Source organism: Pseudomonas sp. GW531-T4 (genome assembly GCF_017349615.1).
Classification (GTDB): domain Bacteria; phylum Pseudomonadota; class Gammaproteobacteria; order Pseudomonadales; family Pseudomonadaceae; genus Aquipseudomonas; species Aquipseudomonas chlororaphis_I.
The window spans coordinates 1-22,127 of the sequence record NZ_JACMZT010000066.1 but is presented as its reverse complement, the minus strand read 5'-3'; the positions used below and the strand labels follow the sequence as shown (position 1 = coordinate 22,127).

Genomic DNA, 22,127 nt, shown 5'->3' with positions numbered 1-22,127 from the left:
CTTTTGCGCAATCCTCTGGAATACTTGCCTGATCCTATGAGCTTGCCGGGTATCGGATAGGAAACCCTTGGCCCCTGGGCTAGAGTTCCGGTCACTAGGAGCCAGCCGCCATGACCCACGCCAGCGCCGGCCAGGCATCGCCCCTGGCACACACTCTCGATACCTCCTCGCATTTTCCCGTTATCTCACCGGGCCTGCCGGCCCACTCCAACGTGCTTGTGGCCAGCCCGGCGCACGGGGCAGCGGCTTGGCGTATCCGCGCCTTTACCCGCGTTTCTTGACCAAGGAGGCGCCTCGTAGCGCCTCCCTGAAGAAAAAACAACGACACACCAACCGATGATCAGCAGGTGAGCCATGGAACTACGAATCAACCAGAAGACCTATCAGGTCGATGCCGACGCCGACACGCCGTTGCTGTGGGTGATCCGCGATGACCTGGGCCTGACCGGCACCAAGTACGGCTGCGGCCTGGCCCAGTGCGGCGCTTGCTCCGTGCTGGTGGACGGCAACGTGGTGCGCGCCTGCGTCACCCCGGTGGCCGGGGTGGTCGGCCGCGAGGTGACCACCATCGAGGCGATCGAAACGGACGAGGTCGGCAAGCGTGTGGTGTCCGCCTGGGTCGAACATCAGGTGGCGCAGTGCGGCTACTGCCAGTCCGGGCAGGTGATGGCGGCCACCGCGCTGCTCAAGCACAACGCCGCGCCCAGTGATGCGCAGATCGATGCGGCGATGGTCAACCTGTGCCGCTGCGGCACCTACAACACCATCCGCACCGCCGTGCATGACCTGGCCGCACAGCCTGCCAAGAAGGAAAGCGCCTGATGAACAAGCCCATCGACTCCGCTAATGAACTTCTGAACCTGGCGCTGGACGAGCCGGTCAACCTGTCCCGCCGGCGCTTTCTGACCGGTACCGCCGTGGGTGCGCTGGTGCTCGGCTTCGGCCTGCCACTCGGCTCGGCCCGGGCCCTGGCCGCCACGGCCACCGCCGCGGAACGCGGGACCCAGGTCCCGGCGTTTCTCGAGATTCGCCCGGATGGCACCGTGCGCCTGCTCAGCCCCTTCATGGAAGGCGGACAAGGCACCCACACCGCCATGGCCCAGATCGTCGGTGAAGAGCTGGATGCCGATCCCGCCACCTTTGTGGTCGAGAGCGCGCCGCCTGGCGAAGCCTACGTGGTGATGGAGAACGGTCTGCGCATCACCGGCGGCAGCATGTCGGTGCGCATGAGCTACCCGACCATGCGCCGCCTGGGCGCCCTCGCCCGCGCCATGCTGCTGCAGGCCGGCGCCGAACAGCTGGGCGTCCCGGTGGCCGAGCTGTCCACCGCGCCTGGCCGGGTACTGCACGCCGCTTCCGGTCGCTCCCTGGGCTACGGCGAGCTGGCCGGTCGCGCCCTGGATATGCCGGTGCCCGACCCGGCCAGCATCACCCTGCGCGACCCGAGCCAGTTCCGCTGGATCGGCAAGCCGGTACGGCGCGTCGATGCCTATGAAAAGTCCACCGGCAAGGCGCTGTACAGCATCGACCTGAAAGTCGACGGTATGCTCCATGCCGCCGTGCAGCACGCGCCGCGCCTGGGCATGACCGTGGGCAGCCTGCGCAACGAGGCGCAGGTCAAGGCCATGAAAGGTGTGCACTCCGTTCACCAGTTGCCCGGCGCGGTGGCGGTGGTCGCCGAACGCTGGTGGCACGCCAAACGCGCAGTGGAAGCCATCCAGGTCGACTGGCTGGAAGCGGCGGCCGATTCGAAGGTGCGGGCGATGCCCGCCGATTTTTCCAGCGATGCGTTCCGCGATTTTCTCGCCGCCCAGCAAGGCCCGGCCCGCGACGACGAGAACGAAGGCGACGTGGCCGCCGCCCTGGCCAGCGCCAAGACCCGGGTCGAAGCCACCTATCACAACCAGTACCTCAACCACGCCCAGCTGGAGCCGCCTTCGGCCCTGGCGCGCTACAACCCCGATGGCTCGCTGGAGGTCTGGCTGCCCAACCAGGCACCGGACATGTTCCGTGACGACATCGCCAGGCGCACCGGCCTTTCTGCTTCGCAGATCACCCTGCACTCGCCGCTGCTGGGCGGTTTTTTCGGCCGGCATTTCCTCTATGACTCGGCCAATCCCTACCCGCAGGCCATCGCCCTGGCCAAGGCCGTCGGCCGTCCGGTCAAGCTGATCTGGAGTCGCGAGGAAGAGTTCGTGCGCGATGCGCTGCGCCCGGTCGCCGTGGTCAAGTTCCGCGCCGCGCTGGACGCCGAAGGCTTGCCGGTGGCGATCGAAGCGGTGAGCGCCACCGAAGGCCCCACCGAAGCCATCGCCGGCAAGCAGGGCGAAAAACTCGACCCCTCGGCCCTCGAAGGTCTGTCGGGCAAGTCCTACGCGATTGCCAACAAGCGCATCGCGCAGATCTACGTCAAAGGGCCGGTGATGCTCGGCTACTGGCGTTCGGTGGGCAACTCGCTCAACGACTTCTTCTACGAAGCTTTCCTCGACGAACTGGCGGACAAAGGCGGCCGCGACCCCTACGAGCTACGCCAGCACCTGCTGCGCGACAACCCGCGCCTGACCACGCTGTTGCAGGCGGTGGGCGAACTGTCCGGCGGCTGGAAGCGTGGCCCGTTCACCGCCGAGGACGGCACTCGACGCGCCCGCGGCGTGGCCATGGCCTCGCCATTCGGCTCGTACACGGCGGTGATCGCCGAGGTGTCGATCGAAGGCGGCCAGGTCAAGGTCCACGACATCTGGCAGGCCATCGACCCGGGCAGCATCGTCAACCCGGCGATCGTCGAGGCCCAGGTCAATGGCGCCGTGGCCCTGGGGTTGTCCCAGGCGTTGGTGGAAGAAGCGGTCTACGTCGACGGCAAGCCACGGGCGCGCAACTACGACCTGTACCCGATCCTGCCGCCTTCACGCATGGCGCGGGTGCATGTACGGATTGTCGAGAGTGGCGAAAAGATGGGCGGCATCGGCGAGCCCCCGCTCCCCGCGGTGGCGCCGGCGGTGGCCAACGCGGTAGCGCGGCTGACCGGCCAGCGCATCCGTAGCCTGCCATTGAGCCGATACACCTTCAGCTAACGACAAGGACTGCCCATGAATAACCGCCGATTCGCAAGAACCGCAGGCTGGCTGGCCTTGCCGTGCCTGGTCGCGGCAGGCCTGCTGGCCTGGTATGTGACCCGCCAGCCCGCCTCGCCCTTCGAGCAGGAACAGGCCGCGGCGGCCAGCTTCGACCCTGCCCTGGTGAGCCGTGGCGAGTATGTCGCCCGAGTCAGCGACTGTGTGGCCTGCCACAGCCTGCCGGGCAAGGCGCCGTTCGCTGGCGGCCTGGAGATGGCCACGCCGCTGGGCGCCATCCACGCCACCAACGTCACCCCCGACCGGGACGCCGGCATCGGCGCCTACAGCCTGGCCGACTTCGACCGCGCCGTGCGCCAGGGCGTCGCGCCGGGCGGCCGGCGGCTCTACCCGGCCATGCCCTACCCGTCCTACGTCAAGCTCAGCGACGATGACATGCGCGCGCTGTACGCGTTCTTCATGAAAGGCGTGCAACCGGCCAGCCAGCCCAACGTCCCCAGCGATATTCCCTGGCCGCTCAATATGCGCTGGCCCATTGCGCTGTGGAACGGCCTGTTCGCTCCGACCACGCCTTACGCGGCCAAGCCTGCCGAGGATGCGCTGTGGAACCGCGGCGCCTACATCGTCCAGGGGCCGGGCCACTGCGGCAGTTGCCACACCCCGCGTGGCCTGGCATTCAACGAGAAGGCCCTGGACGAGTCCGGCGCGCCGTTCCTCGCCGGCGCCCTGCTCGACGGCTGGTACGCACCGAGCCTGCGCCAGGACGCCAACAGCGGATTGGGGCGCTGGAGCGAGCCGCAGATCGTGCAGTTCCTCAAGACCGGGCGCAACAAGCATGCGGTGGTCTACGGCTCGATGACCGAGGCGTTCAACAACTCCACCCAGTTCATGGCCGACGAGGACCTGGCCGCGATCGCCCGCTACCTCAAGTCGCTGCCCGGCGATCCGCAGCGCGACGGCACGCCCTGGCAGTACCAGGATGTGTCCGCCGCCCGCCTGGACAGCCCCGGAGCCCACACCTACGTGACCCGCTGCGCCTCCTGCCATGGCCTGGACGGCCAGGGCCAGGCCGAGTGGATGCCGCCTTTGGCGGGAGCCACTTCAGCCCTGGCCAAGGAGAATGCATCGGCGATCAACATCACCCTCAACGGCTCGCAGCGCGTGGTCGCCGCCGGCGTGCCGGATGCCTACCGCATGCCGGCCTTTCGCGAGCAGTTGTCGGATCGGGAAATCGCCGAGGTCCTGACCTTCGTGCGCGGCACCTGGGGCAACCAGGGAGGCGCGGTCGATGCGCAAGCGGTCGGCAAGCTGCGCGGGCATACCGACCCGGCCAGCAGCAGCCCGATCATCCTGCACATGCGCTGAAAGCGGGGGCTTGCAGGCGATCCCTCTCCACCAGGACCGGGTTTGCCAGCAGCCCCTTGCATGAACAACAGAGGCCCCCATGGAAAGCATCGATCTACTGGTCCTGAGTACCGCCCATGACTGGCTCCAGGCCGGCCATCGCGTCCTGCTCGCCACTGTGGCCCGCACCTGGGGCTCCTCGCCGCGCCCCGTGGGTTCGATGATGGCCCTGCGCGGCGATGGTCGGGTGGTCGGCAGCGTCTCGGGAGGCTGTATCGAGGACGACCTGATCCACCGCTACACCAGCGCCTACAGTGGCAACGCCCTGCCGGACGGTCCGCCGCAGGTGGTGCGCTACGGCATCAGCGCCGACGAGGCCCACCGCTTTGGCCTGCCCTGTGGCGGCACCCTGGAACTGATCCTCGAATTCACCCCATCGAGGCCCGCCCTCGGACAACTGCTGGCGCAGCTCAACGCCGGCAAGCTGGTGCGCCGCAGCCTGGACCTGGGCACCGGCCAGGTGGCCCTGGCCACCAGCACGGCGCCGGAACAGTTCGTCTTCGATGGCCAGCAGATGGTCAACACCCTGGGTCCCGGCTACCGCCTGCTGCTGATCGGGGCCGGCGCGCTGGCCGAATACCTGGCGACCATGGCGTTGTTCAACGGCTTCCGGGTCGCGGTCTGCGACCCCCGCCCCGAATACATCGACGGCTGGAACGTGGCGGGCGTGGAGCAGTTGCTCGGCATGCCGGACGATGTGGTGCGGGCCTTCGCCCCGGACCTGCGCAGTTGCATCGTCGCCGTCAGCCATGACCCCAAGCTCGACGACCTGGCCCTGCTCGAGGCACTGCACAGCCCGGCCTTCTACATCGGCGCGATCGGTTCGCGGCGCAACAGCCAGCTGCGCCGCGAGCGCCTGATCGAACACTTCGGCGAGAGCCAAGCCTCGCTCCAGCGCCTGCACGGCCCGATCGGGATCTACATCGGCAGCAAGACACCCGCCGAGATCGCCGTGAGCGTCATGGCCGAGATCCTCGCCGCCAAGAACGGCGTCGCCCTGCCCCGCGCCGTCGACATTTCAAGCGCCAAGCAGGCCCGCGAGCAAGAGGCGTCCGTGGCCTGATCCCAGGGATTCCTTGAACCTACTCGTTAGCCATGTTTGACCAGGTTGAGCGCCGGCAAAGGCCCTCCGGGAAACTGCGCCAGTTGCCCTTGCTGCAAGTCACCCAAGTCGACGCCATGGAACCCCAATTGCCTGATCAGCTCGATGACCTGTTGCTTGGCGTCCGCATGCTCGCCAGAGATGAACAACACGCGCTTGCCCCCTTCGGCGTTCGGGGTGGCCAGCAGATGCGGCGGTAGATGGTTGAATGCCTTGACCACACGCGCCCCGGGCAGCCTGTGCGCCACGACCTGGGTCGAAGGTTTGCCTCCCAGGTCAAAGGGGGTGAACAGCGGCGCCTCAATCGGATTGTTGGTATCCACCACAACCCGTCCTTCCCATGGCCCCAGGCCAACAAGTGCCGATGGGATCTTCGACCAGTTCACCGCCAGGAAGACCAGGTCTGCCAAGGCAGCTTGTGCAGTCGTAACGGCTCGAGCCTTGGGCCCCAGATCGGCGATCAACGACGCAAGGCTTTCGGGGCCACGGCTATTGGCGATGCTGACTTCCAGGCCGGCCTGCGTCAGTAACCTGGCGATGGCACTGCCAATGGCCCCGGCACCAATGATGCTTATGCTCATGACGGGCTCCTCAGGCGGTAAAGCCGCCATCGATCAGCAACTCGGCACCCGTGACGAAACTGGCCTCGGGGCTGGCCAGATAGGCCACTGCGCTGGCGATGTCCTGGCCTTCTCCGTAACGTCCCACGGCGATATTGGGACGGACGAAGTCGGCCACCGGACCATCGGCGGGGTTCATGTCGCTATCGGTCGGCCCGGGGTGAACGGTATTCACGGTAATACCGCGTGGTCCCAGGTCTCGCACCAGGCCTCGGCTGAAGCCCGCCACGGCCCCCTTGGTCAGGGTGTAGGCGCAGGCTGTGGCGAAAGCGGCGTACTGCACCATCGAGCTGCCGATATGAATGATCCGCCCACCCTGCCCCATATGCTTGAGCGCCTCCTGGGTGGCCACAAAGACACCGGTGACATTCACCGCAAGGATGCGCTGGAAGTCTTCGAAAGCAATGTCTTCAGGAGCCCCCAGGACACTGATACCGGCGTTGTTGACCAGGATATCGACCTTGCCGAATAACGTGGCGACTTGCTGCACGGCTGCGCGTACAGCCTCGGGGTTTCCAGCGTCGGCAGCCAACGCGACAGCTCGACCGCCGGCGGAGGCGATCTCCTCGACCAGGGCCGCGGCACGGTCTGGCGAGGCGTTGTAAGTGATGGCGACAGAGGCGCCGTCTGCGGCCAGGCGTTTGGCAATGGCCGCCCCAATGCTGCGTGAGCCGCCGGTGACGATGGCGATCTTGCCAGAGAGAGGAAGAATTGCAGGGTTCATGGCGTGAGCCTCAGGTGGTGGTTGGTGAGGCTATGAAACGCTTTTCTTTTTTCATCAAGTAGTAGGGAGTGGCTAGAATCACTTTCAACGTTTACTTGAAGGTATCGATCATGGAGACCCTGGCCAATCTGCAATCCTTTGTTCGCAGCGCAGAGGCAGGCAGTTTCTCTGCCGCCGCACGGCGCCTGGGTATCACGCCCGCTGCAGTGAGCAGGAATGTCGCCCAACTGGAGGCCAACCTGGGGGTACGGCTGTTTCAACGCAGTACGCGCCGACTGGCCCTGACCGAGGCTGGGGAGCGCTTTCTCGGCAATCTCGAGGGTGGGCTGGAGACTGTCCAGGCTGCGATTGCCGATGTGACCCGTCACGCCGGAGAACCGGCTGGAGTGCTGCGTATTTCCGCGGCACCCGCTTTTGGCCGTGACTACCTGCTGCCGTTGATGCCGCAGTTCATGAAGCGATATCCGGCCGTGGTTCCTGAGTGGCACTTCGACAATCGCCAGGTGGAACTTATCGCCGATGGATTTGACGTTGCCATCGGAGGTGGGATCGAACTTTCGCCCGGAGTGGTCGCCAGGGATCTGGCGCCGGCGCATCTGGTTCTCGTAGCCGCGCCGGACTACCTGTCCAGGCACCCTCTTGTACGTCGTCCTGAGCAGTTGAATGACCTCGAGCATCTGGCCATGCGCTCGCTACAAAGCGGCAAGGTCCGCAGTTGGACACTTCAAGGTCCCAAGGAGCAGCGGGCGGCACTGGAATTGCGCCCACGGTTGTTGGTCAACGACCCTCAAGCACTTTGCCAGAGCGCTCTCATGGGATTGGGGGTCGCGCTGCTGGCGATTCCCGATGTGCTTGGCCCGCTGGAAAGTGGCGCCCTTGAACGGATACTGCCGGGCTGGCATGTCGACGCGGGGCCTATCTCACTGTACTTCGCTGGCCAGAAGCTGCTGCCGGCCAAGACGCGTGTCTTCGTAGACCTGCTGGTGAATCATGCCCGCGAGCAGCAATGGGCGAAGCGCTTCGATGCCAACTGAATATGCCTGCACTGGCCTTCAACACAGATCGCTGCAATCTCGCGCTTCAGAAACCGCGGGTATTCTTCGGTCGATCGCGCACACCCTGTTACTGAAGTTTGATTTTGATCAAACTCTCCATTGCCTTGCTGGCTAGACTGAAATCAATACGACACCATCAGTCGAGGTTGTACTTCATGTCCTGGTTCCGCCGTCATCGCCAACGCCTGTTGCACCTCACCCTCGTGGTGTGGGTGTCAGCCATGGGCGTGATGGCCATCCAGGGTTGCCTGGTGCAACCGAATCACGAGATAGCCGCGCCACATTATGCCGAGCAGCAGGTGGCGGATGATCATGCCCTCCACGCCAGTGGTTGCCTGCAAAGCTGTGAGGACACTGTCACGGCGATAAAACCTGCATTGCAGCATCCAGCATTGGGCGCCCTCCAGTGGGCCGCCCTCTTGCTGTTAACTGCGGCAGTCATACTGGTGCTCGATCCCGTGAAGGATTTCTCCTTTGCCGCCCTTGCACTGAAGCGCCCTGCCCCGCCGAAAGAACCGGCCCGCCTGGCTTTCGTCCGCTTCAACGATTAGCCCCCCTGTTTTCAAACTGGCAGAGCACGGGTCGCTCCGTTCTGCTGCGCCGCTTTTCGTGCCTCTGTCATTCCTGCTTATTCCCCCACGAACTCAGGAGTTCATCATGCATAAACATTCAACATTCGTCCTGGCTGCCGTCTTGGCTGGTGGAGCACTCATGGCCTCTGCCGAGGACGCGCATCACCCGGCCGATGCTCCAGGCGGAGCAATCCAGAGCACGGCACCGGCGCCAACGGCCATGACTGACGCCATGACCGAGCAGATGGAGAAAATGCAGGCTGCCCATGACAAGGCCGCGGCGGCTAAAACGCCTGCCGAGCGCCAGGCCGCCCTGCAGGAAGGCATGAAAGCGCTGAAGAACGGCATGGCCATGATGAGCAAGGAGCAGAGCTCCATGGGGTGCATGGGGATGTCCGGAGCCAAGGACGGCGCAGGCAAAGGCATGATGGACATGATGATGCAGATGATGGAGCAACAGTCGTCGATGATGGATATGCCAATGAAGAAATGAACCTGATGTGTGTCGCCAAGAATCCGGCAAGGCGAAGTCACTGGCCGAGCCGACACTGACTGCCCACTTGTGCAGCTGTTCATGCCCCACGCCACGGCGATCATCAGTAAAGGCATGAACGGCAAACACACCTGGCAAGTGAGGAGCGCCAACCATGAATCATGCTGAACCGGCCTACGGCCTCTGGTCGCTGGTCATTATCAATTCATTAGTGTTCATCTTGTTCGCCTTCAGCTTCACCCGGCCCAGGACGAACCGCGATTGGCGCTCCTTTGGCATGTTCTCGGCGTTCCTGGTGGCGCTGTTTAGCGAAATGTACGGGTTTCCGCTGACGATCTACCTGCTGATGCCCTGGCTCACGCGCAACTTCCCTGGCATCGACTTCCTTTCGCACGATGCCGGGCATTTGCTGGAAATGGTCATGGGCTGGAAGGTCAATCCGCACTGGGGGCCATTCCACATTCTCAGCAACTTGCTGATCGCCGGCGGCTTCTGGTTATTGGCGGCCGCCTGGCGTGTGCTCTACACGGCCCAAAGTACCGGGCAACTGGCCCTCGACGGGCCCTATGCGCGGATCCGTCACCCGCAGTACGTCGGCTTCGTGCTGATCATGTTCGGCTTTCTGTTGCAGTGGCCTACCTTGATCACCCTGGTGATGTTTCCAATCCTCCTGGTGGTCTACGCCAGGCTGGCGAAGCGGGAAGAACAGGAGATGCTTGCGCATTTCGGCGATACCTACCGCACTTACTCGCAACAGACGCCGGCATTCCTGCCCTGGACAACCCCTCACAGCCCCCCTACTGGTGCCCCTCCGGGCCCAGGAGAACAGTCATGAACGCTCCCTGGAAAACCGGCATTTCTCTGGCCCTGACCATGGCCATTTCCTACACCCTTTGTGCGCTGCTCTATGCGCTGTGGCCGGCGCAGGGTGTCGCTTTTCTCAGTGCCTTGTTCCATGGCCTCGACTTTGCTCGCCTCCAGGCGCCACGGGACTACAGCGTGACGACATTCGTCGGGCCGCTGCTGGTCTTTAGTACGTGGGGCGCAATCGTCGGCACCGTGTTCGCGTGGCTGTCCAACAAGCTCCATGGCCGGCCCTGATAACCGCTTCGAGCAGGAGGCCGCAATGAACCCGTCGCACATGCAGCACAGCCACCATCGGCAGGCGCTCGCATCAGAAACCATGGCGAAGGATCCGATCTGCGGAATGATGGTGGACAAGACCACAGCCTTGTCACGAGAACGTGGCGGGCGCCGCTATTACTTTTGCAGCGATACCTGCCTGCGCACCTTCGAGTCGCCAGAACGTGAACTGAAGGCGATGAAAACCCGGGTCACTATCGCCCTGACCGGGGTTCTGGCCTTGGCGCTGCTGCGTGCAGGCGCCTTCGTTGCACTGGCGGCGGGCGCCACGCTGCTGACGTGGGTGCCGATCCCGGCGCTCCCCTGGTTCACATGGGGCATCTGGCTATTCCTGCTGGTCACACCGGTGCAGTTCATCGGTGGCTGGAGTTTCTACAAGGGGGCGTGGAACGCCGTTCGCACCCGTAACATCAACATGGATTTTCTGATCGCCCTCGGCACCTCAGTCGCCTATTTCTACAGCGTCGTGGTGTTGTTCTTCCCGGACGTGCTGCCAGTCAAGGTGGCCGAGCGCGACGTCTATTTCGAGGTGTCGGCGGTCATCATCGCCTTCGTGCTGCTGGGCAGGTACATGGAGGAGATCATCAAGAAGAAGTCCTCTGCCGCGGTACGGCGCTTGCTCGATCTCAAACCGGCGATCGCCCATGTGATGCGTGACGGGCAAGAAGTCGACCTGCCTGCCGAGAGCGTCATGGCCGGCGAGTTGCTGATAGTCAAGCCAGGCGAAAAAATCCCTACCGATGGCGACGTGAGTGAAGGCCAGTCCACGGTGGATGAGTCCATGCTGACCGGCGAGTCGATGCCCGTCGACAAGCACCCGGGCAGTCCGCTGATCGGAGGCACGCTCAATGGCAGCGGGGTATTGCGTTTCAAGGCGAGCAGGATCGGTGCCGACACCGCGCTGGCGCAGATTATCAAGATGGTCGAGGAGGCGCAGGCCAGCACGGCACAGATCCAGCGGCTGGCCGATCAGGTCACCGCCTACTTCGTGCCCGCAGTGCTGGCAGTCGCGATGCTGGCCCTGATCGGCTGGTCCCTTGCGGGAAACTTTGCCCAGGGATTATTGGCCTTTATCGCGGTTCTGATCATTTCCTGCCCCTGCGCGCTGGGCGTGGCGACGCCGGCCGCATTAATGGTCGGTGTGGGCAAGGGGGCCGATAACGGCATCCTTATCCGCGGCGGCGAAGTCTTGGAGCGGGCAGAAAAACTGCGGACGGTGGTGTTCGACAAAACCGGCACCATTACCCGAGGCGAACCGAATGTAACCGAAGTCATCACGCTGGGGACCGCACAGGAAAACGAGGTCTTGATGCTCGCCGCCGCCGTGGAGTCCGGTTCGGAACATCCGCTCGGCGCAGCGATAGTGCGCGCCGCCCGGCATCGTGGCATCCGCTTGCCGCAAGCCACCGGCATCCAGGGGATCGCCGGCCACGGCATCGAAGGCCGTGTCGACAATCAACACATCTGGCTGGGCAACCGGCGATTGTGCGCCCGCCAAGGCATTTCGACCGAAGCGGCCGAAGAGCACCTCATCCGCCTGGAAGCCGATGGCAAGACCTCCATGCTGGTCGGTGCCGATGAACGCCTGCTCGGGGTGATTGCCGTGGCCGATACCATCAAGCCCGAAGCGGCTGAAGCCGTTGCGGCATTGCAGGCAAGCGGCATCAAGGTCGTGCTACTGAGTGGCGATAACCACCGTACCGCCGAAGCGGTCGCGCGCCAGGTCGGCATCGAGCGGGTGATCGCCGAGGTCTTGCCGGATGACAAGGCCGCCGTGATCCGTCAATTGCAAAGCGATGGGCAGGTCGTGGCCATGGTTGGCGATGGTGTCAACGATGCGCCGGCCCTGGCCACCGCCGACATCGGCATCGCCATCGGCTCGGGTTCGGATGTCGCCAAGGAAACCGGCGGCATCATCTTGCTCAAGAACGATGTGCGTGACGTGGTCACGGCGATCAAGCTGTCGCGCGCGACCATGGTCAAGATTAAACAGAACCTGTTCTGGGCGTTCATCTACAACAGCGTCGGCATTCCCATCGCAGCCTTTGGCCTGCTCAATCCCATCATCGCTGCCGCCGCCATGGCACTCAGCTCGTTGTCGGTGATTGCCAACTCCGCGCTGCTCAAACGTGCCCGTATTGGCTTGAGCCAGGAGCCCGGATCATGAAGCGCGAAGTTCTTGCAATCTGCCTCCTGGTGAGTGTTGTGGGTATTGCAACAGTGGTTTACCTGTTGGGGCTGACGGGCCAATCGTTTGTCCTGGCGGGGTTATTCCTGCTGTGCCCGGTCTTGGTCGGGGTGCAACTTTTTCGCGGCGTCCGCCAGTTTGACAAGGATATGGCCGAGGCGCATCGGCAACTGAAAAGGAAGAAGCTGCCTTGACATCCGATCCGGCTCAACACTCCAAATGGCCGACGCGACACAGCAAAACCACAGGTCTTGCGTCATAACCGTCCCTCCAGCTCCCTCAGGAGTGCTGTCATGAATCAACATAACGTGCCCCAGCATCGCGCAAGAGGTATCAACGGGTACTTTTTAGGCTTCCTTGCCATCGTCGGTTATTTCCTGTTCACCGAGCACAGGGCCCATGTCGTGCCGTATCTGCCATTCCTGCTGCTCCTGGCCTGCCCCCTGATGCATGTCTTCATGCATCGTGGGCATGGGCATGGCAGACATGGACACGCTGACAGGGCTGAACATGGCAGTGGCTGTGGCCATCACCCCGGCGACGCTGGCAATGACCAGGAACATACGGGCCTACCCGATGGCAACAGGAAGTATCCCGACCGCCCTGCATGACGGATTCGTCGTACCTGCGCAATGCAACGAAGCTCATCGAGCTTCGGTTGGCGTCGTGGGCCCTGGCTGCATTAAAAGCGACGAATCTCCAACGTCGCCCGCAGCCCGCCAGCGTGGCTATTCTCCAGCCTGATCTGCCCGCCCAGGCGCGCTGCGATGGCCTGCACGATAGTCAGCCCCAACCCTGCTCCCTGAGCGTTTCCGCGGCTATAGAAACGTTCGAAGAGCCGCTCGCGTTCAGCCTCATCGATTCCCGGCCCCTGGTCTTCGACGGACAGTTCGTAGTGATCCTGTTGCTTCGCCAGTCGCACCCTGATCAGCCCGTGGGGCGGCGAAAAGTTTGCCGCGTTGGTCACCAGGTTGTTCAGGGCGATATCGATGGCGGCCGCATTGACCCTGACCCGGCCGATGTCTTCGTCGACATCGAAAGCCAGTTCGAGCCCCTGGTCCAACAACCAGGGCGTCAGCTGGACCAGGCTGTCGCGAACCGTCGCCGCCAGATCGATGCTGGGGGCCGCCGGAGTGTCCGTTTGCGGCTCGATACGAGCCATCGTCAGCAACTGATTGACCAGCCGAGTGGTGCGGTCCACGCCGGCAATCAAATGCTCGAGCGATTCACGGCGATCCTCCTCGCTCCCCTCCTCCATCAGGTTCTGCGCATGCACCCTGAGCACCGCCAATGGCGTGCGCATTTCATGGGCGGCGTCAGCGATAAAACGCCGTTCACGGCCCATGACTTCCTGGATCTGTGCCAGCACCCGGTTGAGTGCCGCCTGCATGGGCTCAAGCTCGGTGGGCAGTGGCATCAACTGCAACGGTTCGAGAGAGCCGGGATGCCTCGCGCGCAGCGTCGCCGCCATATCCTCCAGCGGTTTCAAGCCCCAGCCGATTGCCAGCCAGATCACCGCGGCGAGCATCAGGGCGCCAAGCAGATTAGGGACAACGGTGTGACGAACAATCCGATCCACCAGGTCGGCACGCACATCGTCCCGCTCACCGACCCATATCTTCAGGCCGTATTGCGTGTCATCCAGGGTGAATGCCCGCCATTTATGGCTACTTGGATCGGTCACGTCACTGAAGCCGGGCGCGGCCGACGCCGCGGCAAAGGCCGGCGCGCTCAAGGTGTGGACCAACAGCTCGCCCTGGGCGTTCCAGACCTGGAACGCGATCTTGCTTTCATAGGGGTGGCCATCGACTTTGGGGGCTGCCTGGCCCAGCGCCTGGTTGAACGCCTGATACAGCTCGGCGTGCTCCTTGCTGGCCATCGGCATGCGCATGATCCCTTGCAGCAGGCGAGCGTTCTGCGCCAGCTGGGCGTCGTAGACCTCGTCTATTTCATGATTGCTGTCGTGCAGATTGAGCACGGTCATGATCAGCAGGCCAAGGAACAACAGCCCGAGGATCAACCTCAGGGTACGGCGCCTGATGGAGGTCATGGGCGCCCTTCCACCAGGTAACCGACGCCCCGGACGGTCCGGATCAGATGGCTGGAGAACTTCTTGCGCAGGTGGTGGATATGCACTTCCAGGGTGTTGCTTTCCGCCTCCTCGCTCCAGCCGTAGAGCAACTGCATCAGGTGGTCGCGGGTGATCACGCGGCCAGGCGGCGACAACAGTTCGTGGAGCAGTTGGTATTCCTTGGGGGTCAGGGCCACCGGCTCGCCCAGATAGCTGACTTGCTGGGTGCCGGGGTTCAGGCTGATGCCTGCATGCTCGATCAGCATCTGGGCACGGCCGGCGCTGCGCCGCAGCAAGGCGCGCAGGCGCGCCTTGAGTTCGGCCAGGTCGAAGGGCTTGATCAGGTAGTCGTCGGCCCCGGCGTCGAGCCCGGCGATACGGTCTTCCGTGGCATCCCGGGCGGTGAGGATCAGCACCGGGAGGTTGCAGCCACTGTCACGCAAGCGCCGCAGCACATCCAGGCCGTCCATGCGCGGCAGGCCGAGGTCGAGCACGGCCAGGTCAAAGGTTTCGCTGAGCAGCGAATGCAAGGCGCTGCTCCCATCCTGCAGCCAGTCGACGGTGTAGCCCTCGCGTTCCAGGGCATGCTGGATCCCCTCGCCGAGGGCCACGTCATCCTCAATCAGTAGTAAGCGCACACGGACTCCTGTCAGTTGAGTTTCTTGTTCACGTCCACCAGCAGTGCCTCGATTTCCTTGCGGCGCCCGGCGTCGGCGGTTTCCCGGCCGGGCCTCGGGGCTGCCCGCAGGGCCTTTTGCAGCGCGTCCCGGGCTTCGCCGTAGCGTTTTTGACGGTAGAGATGATCGCCCCAGAAGTACAGACTGTCGATGCCGTTGGGGTTCACCTGCAAGGCCTGCTTGAGTAACTGTTCGGCTTTTTCCGCGTCACCGAAGCCGATGGGCCAGCCCGGCACCCGGTCGTACAGTGCGGCCAGGCTCGTGTAGGCCGAGCCTTGCAGGGCCTGGGGGTCCAGGGTCATGGCTTTTTCCAGGTAGCCCTTCGCCGCCTTGGCCTTGCTCAGCGCGCCGAGACCGCCCTGGGCGCCGGCCCAGCTGCTGGTGACGATGCCGGACCAGATCCAGGCTTCGGCCAGCGATTGACGCTCCTGGGTGAACGCGGAGGTCTGGCTGGCCAGTTGTTCGAACGCGGCGCTGCGCTGCTCTTCCGGGAGTTCGTATTGAATCTGTGCCCAGCGTTGCTGGATACCGTTCAGGCGTTGCTGGTCGGCGGGCTCCAGCGCCCAGACGCTCTGGCCCAAGGCCCCCAGCAGCAGACCAATGATGAGTTTTTTCATGGTTTGAGATGCTCGTTATCAGGTTTCTGGCTCAGGCGACGGATCAACGGCAACTGCTTGCGCAGGCCGCGGTCCACCAGATTGGGCAGCAGGCTGTTGAGGCGCATGAAAAAGCGCTCCGGCCAGCCCAGGTACAGGTCACGGCGGTCACCGGCGATGGCGTGGATCACCGCCGAGGCGACGGTCTGCGGATCGTCGACATTGGACTTGAGGGCGTCATTCAAGGCCTGGGCCGCCGGGCTGTTCATGCTGGTATGGGTGGCCCGTGGCGCGACATACAGAACACCGACCCGGGTGTCTGCCAGTTCCCGGCGCAGGGCTTCGGAAAACCCGCGCAAGGCAAACTTGGTGGCGCAGTAAACGGCATAACCGGGGTAGCCGATGGAACCGTAGGTCGAGCCGACGTTCACCACCATCGCGCTCTCGGCTTGCTTGAGCAGTGGCAGCAAGGTCTTGGTCAGGCAGACCGGCGCGCCGATGTTCACCGCCAGCATCGCATTGATGTCGCTGTCATCGAGCTGTTCGAGCATGGCGAAGTGATTGACCCCGGCGGCATTGATCAGCAGGTTGATGCCGCCCATGGCCTGCGCGGTAGTCAGCACTTTGCGCCGGTCGGCGAGGAAGGTCAGGTCCGCCGCCACCCAGCACAACTGGCCGGGATAACGGGCGAGCAAAGGCTCCAGGGGGTCGCGCCGGCGCGCCACCGCCAGGACCTTGGCGCCACTGGCGCACAGGGCGCCGGCGATCGCCAGGCCAATGCCGCCGCTGGCCCCGGTGAGTACTACGCGAGCGTCAGACAGGCGCATGCAGCGCCTCCCCGCCGCGGGGCAAGCCGCGGAACATGTCGGTGTAAAGCCTGTAGACCACCTTGGACGCATGAATGACCGCAGCCTGGTCGGCCGGATCGTCGAGGGTGTTCATCAGCCGGCGGTAAGTCTGCATGTGCTCGACATCCAGCGAGCCATGGGAGCTGAGGTAGCTGAAGGCCGTTTCCGGCAAGCCCAGGCGCTGGCGAATGCTGCCAGCGGCATGGGTGGCCAGGGCAATGCTGGTGCCCTCGAGCACATTGACCATGCCGAACAGCCCCACCGGATTGTCCCGGGCGATCAGGTCGTAGAGAAAGCTGACCATCAATTCGATTGGCAAGGAGGGACGACCGTTGCGCACCTCGTCCCTGTCGCCGCCGCAGGCCTCGATGTCATCGAGCACCCATTGTTCATGGCCGTATTCATCCTCGATGTACTCGCACACCGCTTTGCGCAGCCACTCCAGGCGCAGCGGCAGGCGTGCACCGCAGGCCATCATCAAGGGCACGGTGTGGCGCACGTGGTAATAGGCCTGCGCCAGGAAGGCCCGGTAGCTGTCCAGGCTGACCTGGCCCTGCAGGGCGTCGAGAATGATCGGCAGGTTGAACAGCTCGTTACGTTCCTGGTGGGTAGCTTCTTGCAGGCGGTCAAAAAAACTCATGATGCGGATTCCTCGCAAGGTAGGGATTCGGTCAGTTGCGCCCGGTAACGCTCGACGATGGCGTCGCGACGCGGCCGGCCATTGGCGGTCAGCAGGCCATTGGCAAAGGTGAAGGGTTGATCCAGCCGGGCCCAGTGGTGGACCTGGGCGTAATCGGGCAAGGCCTCGTTGGCCTCGGTCACGGCGGCGGCCAGTTCATCGTCGGTGCAGTCCGGGCGATGGGGCCAGAGCAGTGCACGGTTGCGCGGCATGGCTTCGCCATAGACGAACGCCTGGGCGATATGGCGGCGCTGGGTCAATTCGGCCTCGACCCATTCCGGGTTCACGTTGCGCCCGAAACTGGTGACGAACTGATGCTTCTTGCGCCCCTTGAGGTAAAGAAAGCCATCGGGGTCGAACTCGCCGAGATCGCCGCTGGGCCACCATTGATCGGTGTGCGGCGGTTCGCCCAGGTAGCCGAGCAAGGTCGCACCCTTGATCAGCACTTCGCCGTCTTCGCCCAGGCGGACCTGCACATGGGGCAGCGGCTGGCCGACACTGCCGGGGCGGTTCGCCTCTGGCCGGTTAAGGCAAACCACCGATGCGCATTCGGACAGGCCATAACCTTCATAGACCGGCAGGCCGACGCGTTGCGCCCGCTGCAGCAGCGCTGCAGAAACCCGTGCCCCGCCCACCGCGGCAAAACGCAGCGTGCCGGGGTTGAAGGCTTTGTGTTCGGCGGCGCCGACCAGCACCTGCAACAGCTGCGGCACCAGGATCAGGCTCTGGGGCGCTCGGCTGGCCAGGCAACCGAGCAGGCGCGGTACATCAACGCCACTGGCACCCTGGATGCCCAGGGTTTTCTGGCTGGGCAGGCTCAGGGTCACGCCGGCATACAAGGCGGCATAACAGCCGAGGTTTTCCAACAGGATCGCCAGCGGCAGAAGCGCAAGGTGGTGCTGCGGATCCGCCGGTTTGCTGGCCTGATCCAGCTCGCGAGCGACCCGTAGAATGCTCTCGGCGCTCAGGCACACGCCTTTGGGAGCGCCGGTGGTGCCCGAGGTGAAGGTCAGTTTGGCAGTGCCTTCGAACATCCGGCCCGGGCCACTGAAGGTGCGACGCCAGAAGGTTGCGGCCTGCTCGTAGCCGGCCGTTTCCAGCTCGGCGTCCAGTTCCGGTTCGGCAATCACCCAGCCTGCCTGGCTCTGTTCCAGGCAATGGGCGCGCTGGGCCGGGCTGAAGAACGGCGGCAATAGCACGCACGTCAGGCCTTCGAACAGCACGGCCAGGTCCCAGAGCATGGCTTCGACGCCATTGTCCAGGGCCAGGGCAACCACCTTGGCGCCTTCGTCGCGCAAACGCTGCTGGCGCTGCATCACTTGTGCGTACAACGTGGCGTAGTCCAGCTTCAGGTGATCGCCCCACAAGGCAATGGCATTGGGCCTGTGCTCGGCATGGTCACGCAGAACCTGCTTGAAGCGCTCCCTTTCAGGCGACATGGCTGACCTCTGCAAAAGACGACGGCAACCCGAGGCGATCGAACATCCCGATGTTGCGTAGATGAATGAAACCGGCGCGAATGTTGCCAACGTGCACCCAAGGCTTGCTCTCGTAATAGCTGCCCCAGCTGTGTCGCTCATCGCCCAGCCGCTGTGGGTCGGCGGCACAGAGGGTCACGGGTTTCAGGCCCAGGCGATGAAAGCTGTTCACCAGCCCGATGTTGCCGGTGAACGCCACCCATTCCAGGTCCCCCATGGCCAGCAGGTAGGTCATGGCGATGATGCTCAGCCGTGCACTGCCCGTATCGCTGGCGGCCAGGTTGCCGACCTCGACGATGCCTGCCCGGTCCACGGCGCGATCGGCTGCTGCGCTGATCAGCGGCTCGATCGGATCGTCCAGATAGCGCTCCAGGAACAGTTGCTCGTGGCTTGCCAGGCGCACGCCGGCCACGGCACAGAGTTCACCCGATGCGTTGTTGCGCATGCCAAACAGCTGCGGCATGAAATGACGGATGTCGGCACCGTGGGCCTTGCGGAAACGGCGCTGGATAAAGGCTTCGAGGAGCGGACGCTGAGGCTCGCCCGGCAAGGCCCTGGCAAGGCACATCGGCGGCGCTTCGGCTTGGCCGAAGTGCAGAGGCAGAGGGATGTGCCAGTCGTGATGGGGCATGGATGGATGCCTCCCTGGTTAAGTTCGGGAGGAGTATCGGTGGTGTTTCTTAACGGAATCTGAAGGTGGCGAAACGATCCGGCAGGACGGCTGGGGCGACGAAATGCTTTCCGGCTTCTGACCTAAATCAAACACGAACCGGGCATTTACGCAGAAATTGACACTTAGCGTTCGCAACCTGCCCTTTACCCAAGAGGAGTAGTGAAAAATGAGCAGTTCCGTGAAAAAAATGCCAGTGACCAGCGAAGACAAGGCCCGTCAGCCATCGCTGACGACAGACCTCTGGCGGCCCCTGGAAAAACTGCGGCAGCAGGTCGATCACCTGTTCGAAGATTTCAATCGCGGCTCCGGCCTGTCTCCCTTCAGCCGCGGGCTGTTCGATGTCGAGCCGCTCTGGCGGCGCGAGCTGATCGGCCATGGCCTGCCCGCCGTGGACATTACCGAAAAAGACAAGAGCTTCGAGATCTCCGCCGAACTGCCGGGCATGGATCAGAAGAACATCGAGCTCAAGCTGTCCAACGGCTGCCTGATCATCAAGGGAGAAAAGAAAGAGGACAAGGAAGAGAAAAGAAAAGGCTATCACCTCAGCGAGCGTCACTACGGCTCCTTCGAGCGGGTGTTCAACCTGCCCAAAGGTGTCGACGCCGATAAGATCGAAGCCAGTTTCAGCAAAGGCGTGCTGAGCATCTCGCTACCGAAAAAGCCCGAAGCCATGAAGGCCGAGAAAGTCGTGCCGATCAAAGCCGATTGAGTCCGGACCAGCCTGCCCCTTGCCGGGAACCCGGCATGGGGCTTTTTGTTGTCAACGCCATGGATAAGAGGACTAGTCGATACAGGCGAGTTCGTCCCGAGCGTCAACCAGCGGCAGTTGGAACAAGTTGCAGAACTCGTTTGAGTTCGGTCAGCGAACGGGCATCGAGCGCGTCGTTTTTTCCAGCCAGGCGCAATGACTGCAGGCGGCACCTTATTGATAAAACTCAAGCGGGCGACGGTCTGCAGGCGTAGGAATGATGGCTGAGGCGGCGCAAGCCTGAGACGTTGAATGAAACGCCTCCGCCTGTGCTCCTGGCAGTCGACGTGATGCTGCACGTCGGGTAATCCATCCTGATGGGGATGACCGTCATGAACACCCCTTCCCAAGACATGCTCGATAGTCTGTACGGCTTGCCTGCGCACATTGACCAGGCCGCCATTACCCCGCTCTTGCGCCAATACGCCGAGCCCCTGCCGGAGCTGGATTCGCCCGCTTTCGGTGAAATGTTCGACCGCTACGCGGAGGCGCGTGTGGTGATGATCGGCGAGGCCAGTCATGGCACCAGCGACTTCTATCAAGCCCGGGCAGCGATCACCCGAAGGCTGATCGAGCAGCACGGGTTCAATATCGTTGCCGTTGAAGCCGACTGGCCGGACGCGGGCCATGTCGACCGTTACGTGCGCGGGTTGGCACACTCGGCCTGGAAACGCCATATCTTCAGCCGATTCCCGACCTGGATGTGGCGCAACACCGAAGTGAAGGGATTCGCCCACTGGCTGCACCAATTCAACCACCAGCACGCCCCGCAGCGCCGCGTCGAATTCCGTGGCCTGGACGTTTACAGTTTGCGCAACTCCATTCATGAAGTCCTGAGCTATCTGGACCGGGTCGACCCGCAGCTGGCCCGTGAAGCTCGCCAGCGCTATGGCTGCTTGACGCCCTGGCAGGATGATCCGGCGCGCTACGGTCACTTCGTCGAGCGCGGTGGCCTGATGCCGTGTGAGCAGTCAGTGATCGAACAGCTCAACAGCCTGCTGGCCGAGCAACTGGCCGGGCTTATCAAGGACGACGAGGCGTTCTTCGATGCGGCGCAAAACGCCCGGGTGGTGCTGGCGGCGGAACAGTACTACCGCGCGATTTATCGAGGTTCGACGGCCTCCTGGAACCTGCGCGACCGACATATGTTCGATACGTTGCGCGCGCTGCTTGAACACCGAGGCCCGCAAGCCAAGGCCGTGGTATGGGCGCACAACTCCCATATCGGCAATGCGGCAGCCACGGAGATGGGCTGGAAGGGCCAGTTCAATATCGGTCAACTGTGCCGCAGTGCCTTCGGGCGAGAGGTCGTCCTGATCGGCATGGGCACTGATCGTGGCCAGGTGGCTGCGGCTGATGACTGGGATGGCGACCTGTTGATCAAGGATATCCGGCCGTCGCGCCCGGACAGCTGGGAGTATCAGTTCCTCAAGGCCGGCGTCGCCGCGTCATTGACCGACTGGCGCGATCCACAGCGAAAAGAACTGCGTCGAGCCCTTTCCAAACCCTTGCTGGAGCGAGCCATCGGTGTGATTTATCGCCCCGAGAGCGAGCGTGGCAGTCACTACTTCGAAGCGGTGCTGGCCGAACAGTTCGACGCCATGATCTGGATCGAGCAAACGAAACCGGTAACGGCGCTGCCACTGCCGAAAAGCCAGGAGCTGGAACCGGAAGACGAAACCTTTCCGTTCGGTGTGTGAGGCCGGTCAACGAATGCCAGCCCCCTCTATGGAGGGGGGGCGTGCAGATACTTCTCAAACCAGTCGCCAGCAAGCCTGGCGACTTCCTCGAGGGCACCGGGCTCTTCAAACAGATGCGTGGCGCCAGCCACGACTTCCAGGCGCTGCTCACACTGCAGGGCACGACTGCTCTGGCAATTCAGGCCGAACACCACCGGGTCCTGTGCGCCGACGATCTGCAGGGTCGGTGCCTTCACCCGAGACAGCGCAGGCCCCGCCAGATCGGTGCGCCCTCCCCGGCTGACC

At 63.5% G+C, this 22,127-nt stretch carries 23 protein-coding genes and 1 pseudogene; 14 read left to right on the top strand and 10 right to left on the bottom strand.

The annotated features are described in order from the left end of the window. Positions 1–354: 354 nt before the first annotated feature. From J4D28_RS29285 to J4D28_RS29270, 4 genes are all read left to right on the top strand, one after another. Positions 355–822, top strand: coding sequence for a (2Fe-2S)-binding protein (locus J4D28_RS29285; protein WP_103331862.1), 468 nt, complete (start codon positions 355–357; stop codon positions 820–822). After that, positions 822–3,071, top strand: a complete 2,250-nt coding sequence (locus J4D28_RS29280; protein ID WP_103331863.1) for a molybdopterin cofactor-binding domain-containing protein — start codon at positions 822–824, stop codon at positions 3,069–3,071. Before J4D28_RS29285 ends, J4D28_RS29280 begins: the two co-directional genes overlap by 1 nt. Before the next feature lie 15 nt (positions 3,072–3,086). After that, entirely contained in the window at positions 3,087–4,436 is a 1,350-nt protein-coding gene (locus J4D28_RS29275) for a cytochrome c (protein WP_103331864.1), read from the top strand. A 79-nt stretch (positions 4,437–4,515) separates the two neighbouring features. Next, entirely contained in the window at positions 4,516–5,538 is a 1,023-nt protein-coding gene (locus J4D28_RS29270; RefSeq protein WP_101282478.1) for an XdhC family protein, read from the top strand. Between the two features lie 26 nt (positions 5,539–5,564). Here the strand turns inward: J4D28_RS29270 and J4D28_RS29265 are convergent, their stop codons facing one another. After that, positions 5,565–6,158, bottom strand: a complete 594-nt coding sequence (locus J4D28_RS29265; RefSeq protein ID WP_016702995.1) for an NADPH-dependent F420 reductase — start codon at positions 6,156–6,158, stop codon at positions 5,565–5,567. Positions 6,159–6,168: 10 nt separating this feature from the next. Then, positions 6,169–6,921 carry a 3-oxoacyl-ACP reductase family protein gene (locus J4D28_RS29260; protein ID WP_009049026.1) on the bottom strand — a complete coding sequence of 251 codons (753 nt, stop codon included), beginning with the start codon at positions 6,919–6,921 and terminating at the stop codon, positions 6,169–6,171. A 110-nt stretch (positions 6,922–7,031) separates the two neighbouring features. Between J4D28_RS29260 and J4D28_RS29255 the strand changes: the two genes are divergently transcribed. The 8 genes from J4D28_RS29255 (at position 7,032) to J4D28_RS30600 (ending at position 12,983) form a co-directional block, all read left to right on the top strand. Next, on the top strand, positions 7,032–7,955 hold the full coding sequence (locus J4D28_RS29255; protein WP_009049025.1) for a LysR family transcriptional regulator: 924 nt from the start codon (positions 7,032–7,034) through the stop codon (positions 7,953–7,955). Between the two features lie 176 nt (positions 7,956–8,131). After that, positions 8,132–8,527 carry a hypothetical protein gene (locus tag J4D28_RS29250; RefSeq protein WP_103331870.1) on the top strand — a complete coding sequence of 132 codons (396 nt, stop codon included), beginning with the start codon at positions 8,132–8,134 and terminating at the stop codon, positions 8,525–8,527. Positions 8,528–8,633: 106 nt separating this feature from the next. Next, positions 8,634–9,041, top strand: a complete 408-nt coding sequence (locus J4D28_RS29245) for a hypothetical protein (protein ID WP_038632405.1) — start codon at positions 8,634–8,636, stop codon at positions 9,039–9,041. 154 nt (positions 9,042–9,195) lie between these two features. Continuing rightward, on the top strand, positions 9,196–9,876 hold the full coding sequence (locus J4D28_RS29240; protein WP_009049022.1) for an isoprenylcysteine carboxylmethyltransferase family protein: 681 nt from the start codon (positions 9,196–9,198) through the stop codon (positions 9,874–9,876). After that, positions 9,873–10,142 carry a DUF5676 family membrane protein gene (locus J4D28_RS29235; RefSeq protein WP_103331865.1) on the top strand — a complete coding sequence of 90 codons (270 nt, stop codon included), beginning with the start codon at positions 9,873–9,875 and terminating at the stop codon, positions 10,140–10,142. The genes J4D28_RS29240 and J4D28_RS29235 overlap by 4 nt, the downstream gene beginning before the upstream one ends. 25 nt (positions 10,143–10,167) lie before the next feature. Continuing rightward, on the top strand, positions 10,168–12,351 hold the full coding sequence (locus J4D28_RS29230; protein WP_103331866.1) for a heavy metal translocating P-type ATPase: 2,184 nt from the start codon (positions 10,168–10,170) through the stop codon (positions 12,349–12,351). Beyond that, positions 12,348–12,566 carry a hypothetical protein gene (locus J4D28_RS29225; protein WP_016702986.1) on the top strand — a complete coding sequence of 73 codons (219 nt, stop codon included), beginning with the start codon at positions 12,348–12,350 and terminating at the stop codon, positions 12,564–12,566. The genes J4D28_RS29230 and J4D28_RS29225 overlap by 4 nt, the downstream gene beginning before the upstream one ends. Positions 12,567–12,665: 99 nt before the next feature. Next, positions 12,666–12,983, top strand: coding sequence for a DUF2933 domain-containing protein (locus J4D28_RS30600; protein ID WP_080684229.1), 318 nt, complete (start codon positions 12,666–12,668; stop codon positions 12,981–12,983). 71 nt (positions 12,984–13,054) lie between these two features. Here the strand turns inward: J4D28_RS30600 and J4D28_RS29215 are convergent, their stop codons facing one another. Genes J4D28_RS29215 through J4D28_RS29185 form a run of 7 tightly spaced genes read right to left on the bottom strand, consistent with a single transcriptional unit; the run spans position 13,055 to position 19,352 of the window. Continuing rightward, positions 13,055–14,422: a HAMP domain-containing sensor histidine kinase gene (locus J4D28_RS29215; protein WP_009049019.1), complete on the bottom strand. Its 1,368-nt coding sequence runs from the start codon at positions 14,420–14,422 to the stop codon at positions 13,055–13,057. Then, entirely contained in the window at positions 14,419–15,081 is a 663-nt protein-coding gene (locus J4D28_RS29210) for a response regulator (RefSeq protein WP_009049018.1), read from the bottom strand. Before J4D28_RS29210 ends, J4D28_RS29215 begins: the two co-directional genes overlap by 4 nt. A gap of 11 nt (positions 15,082–15,092) precedes the next feature. Continuing rightward, positions 15,093–15,737, bottom strand: coding sequence for a tetratricopeptide repeat protein (locus tag J4D28_RS29205; protein ID WP_016702983.1), 645 nt, complete (start codon positions 15,735–15,737; stop codon positions 15,093–15,095). After that, positions 15,734–16,543, bottom strand: a complete 810-nt coding sequence (locus J4D28_RS29200; protein WP_103331867.1) for an SDR family oxidoreductase — start codon at positions 16,541–16,543, stop codon at positions 15,734–15,736. Before J4D28_RS29200 ends, J4D28_RS29205 begins: the two co-directional genes overlap by 4 nt. After that, a complete protein-coding gene (locus J4D28_RS29195) occupies positions 16,530–17,204 on the bottom strand; it encodes a TenA family transcriptional regulator (RefSeq protein WP_016702982.1) in 675 nt (224 codons plus the stop codon). Before J4D28_RS29195 ends, J4D28_RS29200 begins: the two co-directional genes overlap by 14 nt. Continuing rightward, positions 17,201–18,682 carry an AMP-binding protein gene (locus tag J4D28_RS29190; protein ID WP_103331868.1) on the bottom strand — a complete coding sequence of 494 codons (1,482 nt, stop codon included), beginning with the start codon at positions 18,680–18,682 and terminating at the stop codon, positions 17,201–17,203. The genes J4D28_RS29195 and J4D28_RS29190 overlap by 4 nt, the downstream gene beginning before the upstream one ends. Continuing rightward, complete coding sequence (locus J4D28_RS29185) at positions 18,672–19,352, bottom strand: thermostable hemolysin (protein ID WP_103331869.1); 681 nt, start codon at positions 19,350–19,352, stop codon at positions 18,672–18,674. The genes J4D28_RS29190 and J4D28_RS29185 overlap by 11 nt, the downstream gene beginning before the upstream one ends. Positions 19,353–19,560: 208 nt before the next feature. Here J4D28_RS29185 and J4D28_RS29180 point away from each other — a divergent pair, with 208 nt between their 5' ends. Beyond that, positions 19,561–20,103, top strand: a complete 543-nt coding sequence (locus tag J4D28_RS29180) for an Hsp20/alpha crystallin family protein (RefSeq protein ID WP_016702980.1) — start codon at positions 19,561–19,563, stop codon at positions 20,101–20,103. A gap of 371 nt (positions 20,104–20,474) precedes the next feature. Next, positions 20,475–21,842, top strand: a complete 1,368-nt coding sequence (locus tag J4D28_RS29175; protein ID WP_103331871.1) for an erythromycin esterase family protein — start codon at positions 20,475–20,477, stop codon at positions 21,840–21,842. A gap of 26 nt (positions 21,843–21,868) precedes the next feature. Here the strand turns inward: J4D28_RS29175 and J4D28_RS29170 are convergent. Then, positions 21,869–22,127 (bottom strand): annotated as a pseudogene (locus J4D28_RS29170) (alpha/beta hydrolase); the annotation flags it as partial.

Excerpts from the sequence above, each read along its gene's own strand:
- J4D28_RS29270 (WP_101282478.1), top strand. The coding sequence starts at position 4,516 with ATGGAAAGCATCGATCTACTGGTCCTGAGTACCGCCCATGACTGGCTC.
- J4D28_RS29200 (WP_103331867.1), bottom strand. The coding sequence starts at position 16,543 with ATGCGCCTGTCTGACGCTCGCGTAGTACTCACCGGGGCCAGCGGCGGC.
- J4D28_RS29285 (WP_103331862.1), top strand. The coding sequence starts at position 355 with ATGGAACTACGAATCAACCAGAAGACCTATCAGGTCGATGCCGACGCC.
- J4D28_RS29280 (WP_103331863.1), top strand. The coding sequence starts at position 822 with ATGAACAAGCCCATCGACTCCGCTAATGAACTTCTGAACCTGGCGCTG.
- J4D28_RS29205 (WP_016702983.1), bottom strand. The coding sequence starts at position 15,737 with ATGAAAAAACTCATCATTGGTCTGCTGCTGGGGGCCTTGGGCCAGAGC.
- J4D28_RS29235 (WP_103331865.1), top strand. The coding sequence starts at position 9,873 with ATGAACGCTCCCTGGAAAACCGGCATTTCTCTGGCCCTGACCATGGCC.
- J4D28_RS29255 (WP_009049025.1), top strand. The coding sequence starts at position 7,032 with ATGGAGACCCTGGCCAATCTGCAATCCTTTGTTCGCAGCGCAGAGGCA.
- J4D28_RS29190 (WP_103331868.1), bottom strand. The coding sequence starts at position 18,682 with ATGTCGCCTGAAAGGGAGCGCTTCAAGCAGGTTCTGCGTGACCATGCC.
- J4D28_RS29240 (WP_009049022.1), top strand. The coding sequence starts at position 9,196 with ATGAATCATGCTGAACCGGCCTACGGCCTCTGGTCGCTGGTCATTATC.
- J4D28_RS29245 (WP_038632405.1), top strand. The coding sequence starts at position 8,634 with ATGCATAAACATTCAACATTCGTCCTGGCTGCCGTCTTGGCTGGTGGA.
- J4D28_RS29185 (WP_103331869.1), bottom strand. The coding sequence starts at position 19,352 with ATGCCCCATCACGACTGGCACATCCCTCTGCCTCTGCACTTCGGCCAA.
- J4D28_RS29260 (WP_009049026.1), bottom strand. The coding sequence starts at position 6,921 with ATGAACCCTGCAATTCTTCCTCTCTCTGGCAAGATCGCCATCGTCACC.
- J4D28_RS29225 (WP_016702986.1), top strand. The coding sequence starts at position 12,348 with ATGAAGCGCGAAGTTCTTGCAATCTGCCTCCTGGTGAGTGTTGTGGGT.
- J4D28_RS29195 (WP_016702982.1), bottom strand. The coding sequence starts at position 17,204 with ATGAGTTTTTTTGACCGCCTGCAAGAAGCTACCCACCAGGAACGTAAC.
- J4D28_RS29175 (WP_103331871.1), top strand. The coding sequence starts at position 20,475 with ATGAACACCCCTTCCCAAGACATGCTCGATAGTCTGTACGGCTTGCCT.
- J4D28_RS29275 (WP_103331864.1), top strand. The coding sequence starts at position 3,087 with ATGAATAACCGCCGATTCGCAAGAACCGCAGGCTGGCTGGCCTTGCCG.
- J4D28_RS29215 (WP_009049019.1), bottom strand. The coding sequence starts at position 14,422 with ATGACCTCCATCAGGCGCCGTACCCTGAGGTTGATCCTCGGGCTGTTG.
- J4D28_RS29180 (WP_016702980.1), top strand. The coding sequence starts at position 19,561 with ATGAGCAGTTCCGTGAAAAAAATGCCAGTGACCAGCGAAGACAAGGCC.
- J4D28_RS29230 (WP_103331866.1), top strand. The coding sequence starts at position 10,168 with ATGAACCCGTCGCACATGCAGCACAGCCACCATCGGCAGGCGCTCGCA.
- J4D28_RS30600 (WP_080684229.1), top strand. The coding sequence starts at position 12,666 with ATGAATCAACATAACGTGCCCCAGCATCGCGCAAGAGGTATCAACGGG.
- J4D28_RS29250 (WP_103331870.1), top strand. The coding sequence starts at position 8,132 with ATGTCCTGGTTCCGCCGTCATCGCCAACGCCTGTTGCACCTCACCCTC.
- J4D28_RS29265 (WP_016702995.1), bottom strand. The coding sequence starts at position 6,158 with ATGAGCATAAGCATCATTGGTGCCGGGGCCATTGGCAGTGCCATCGCC.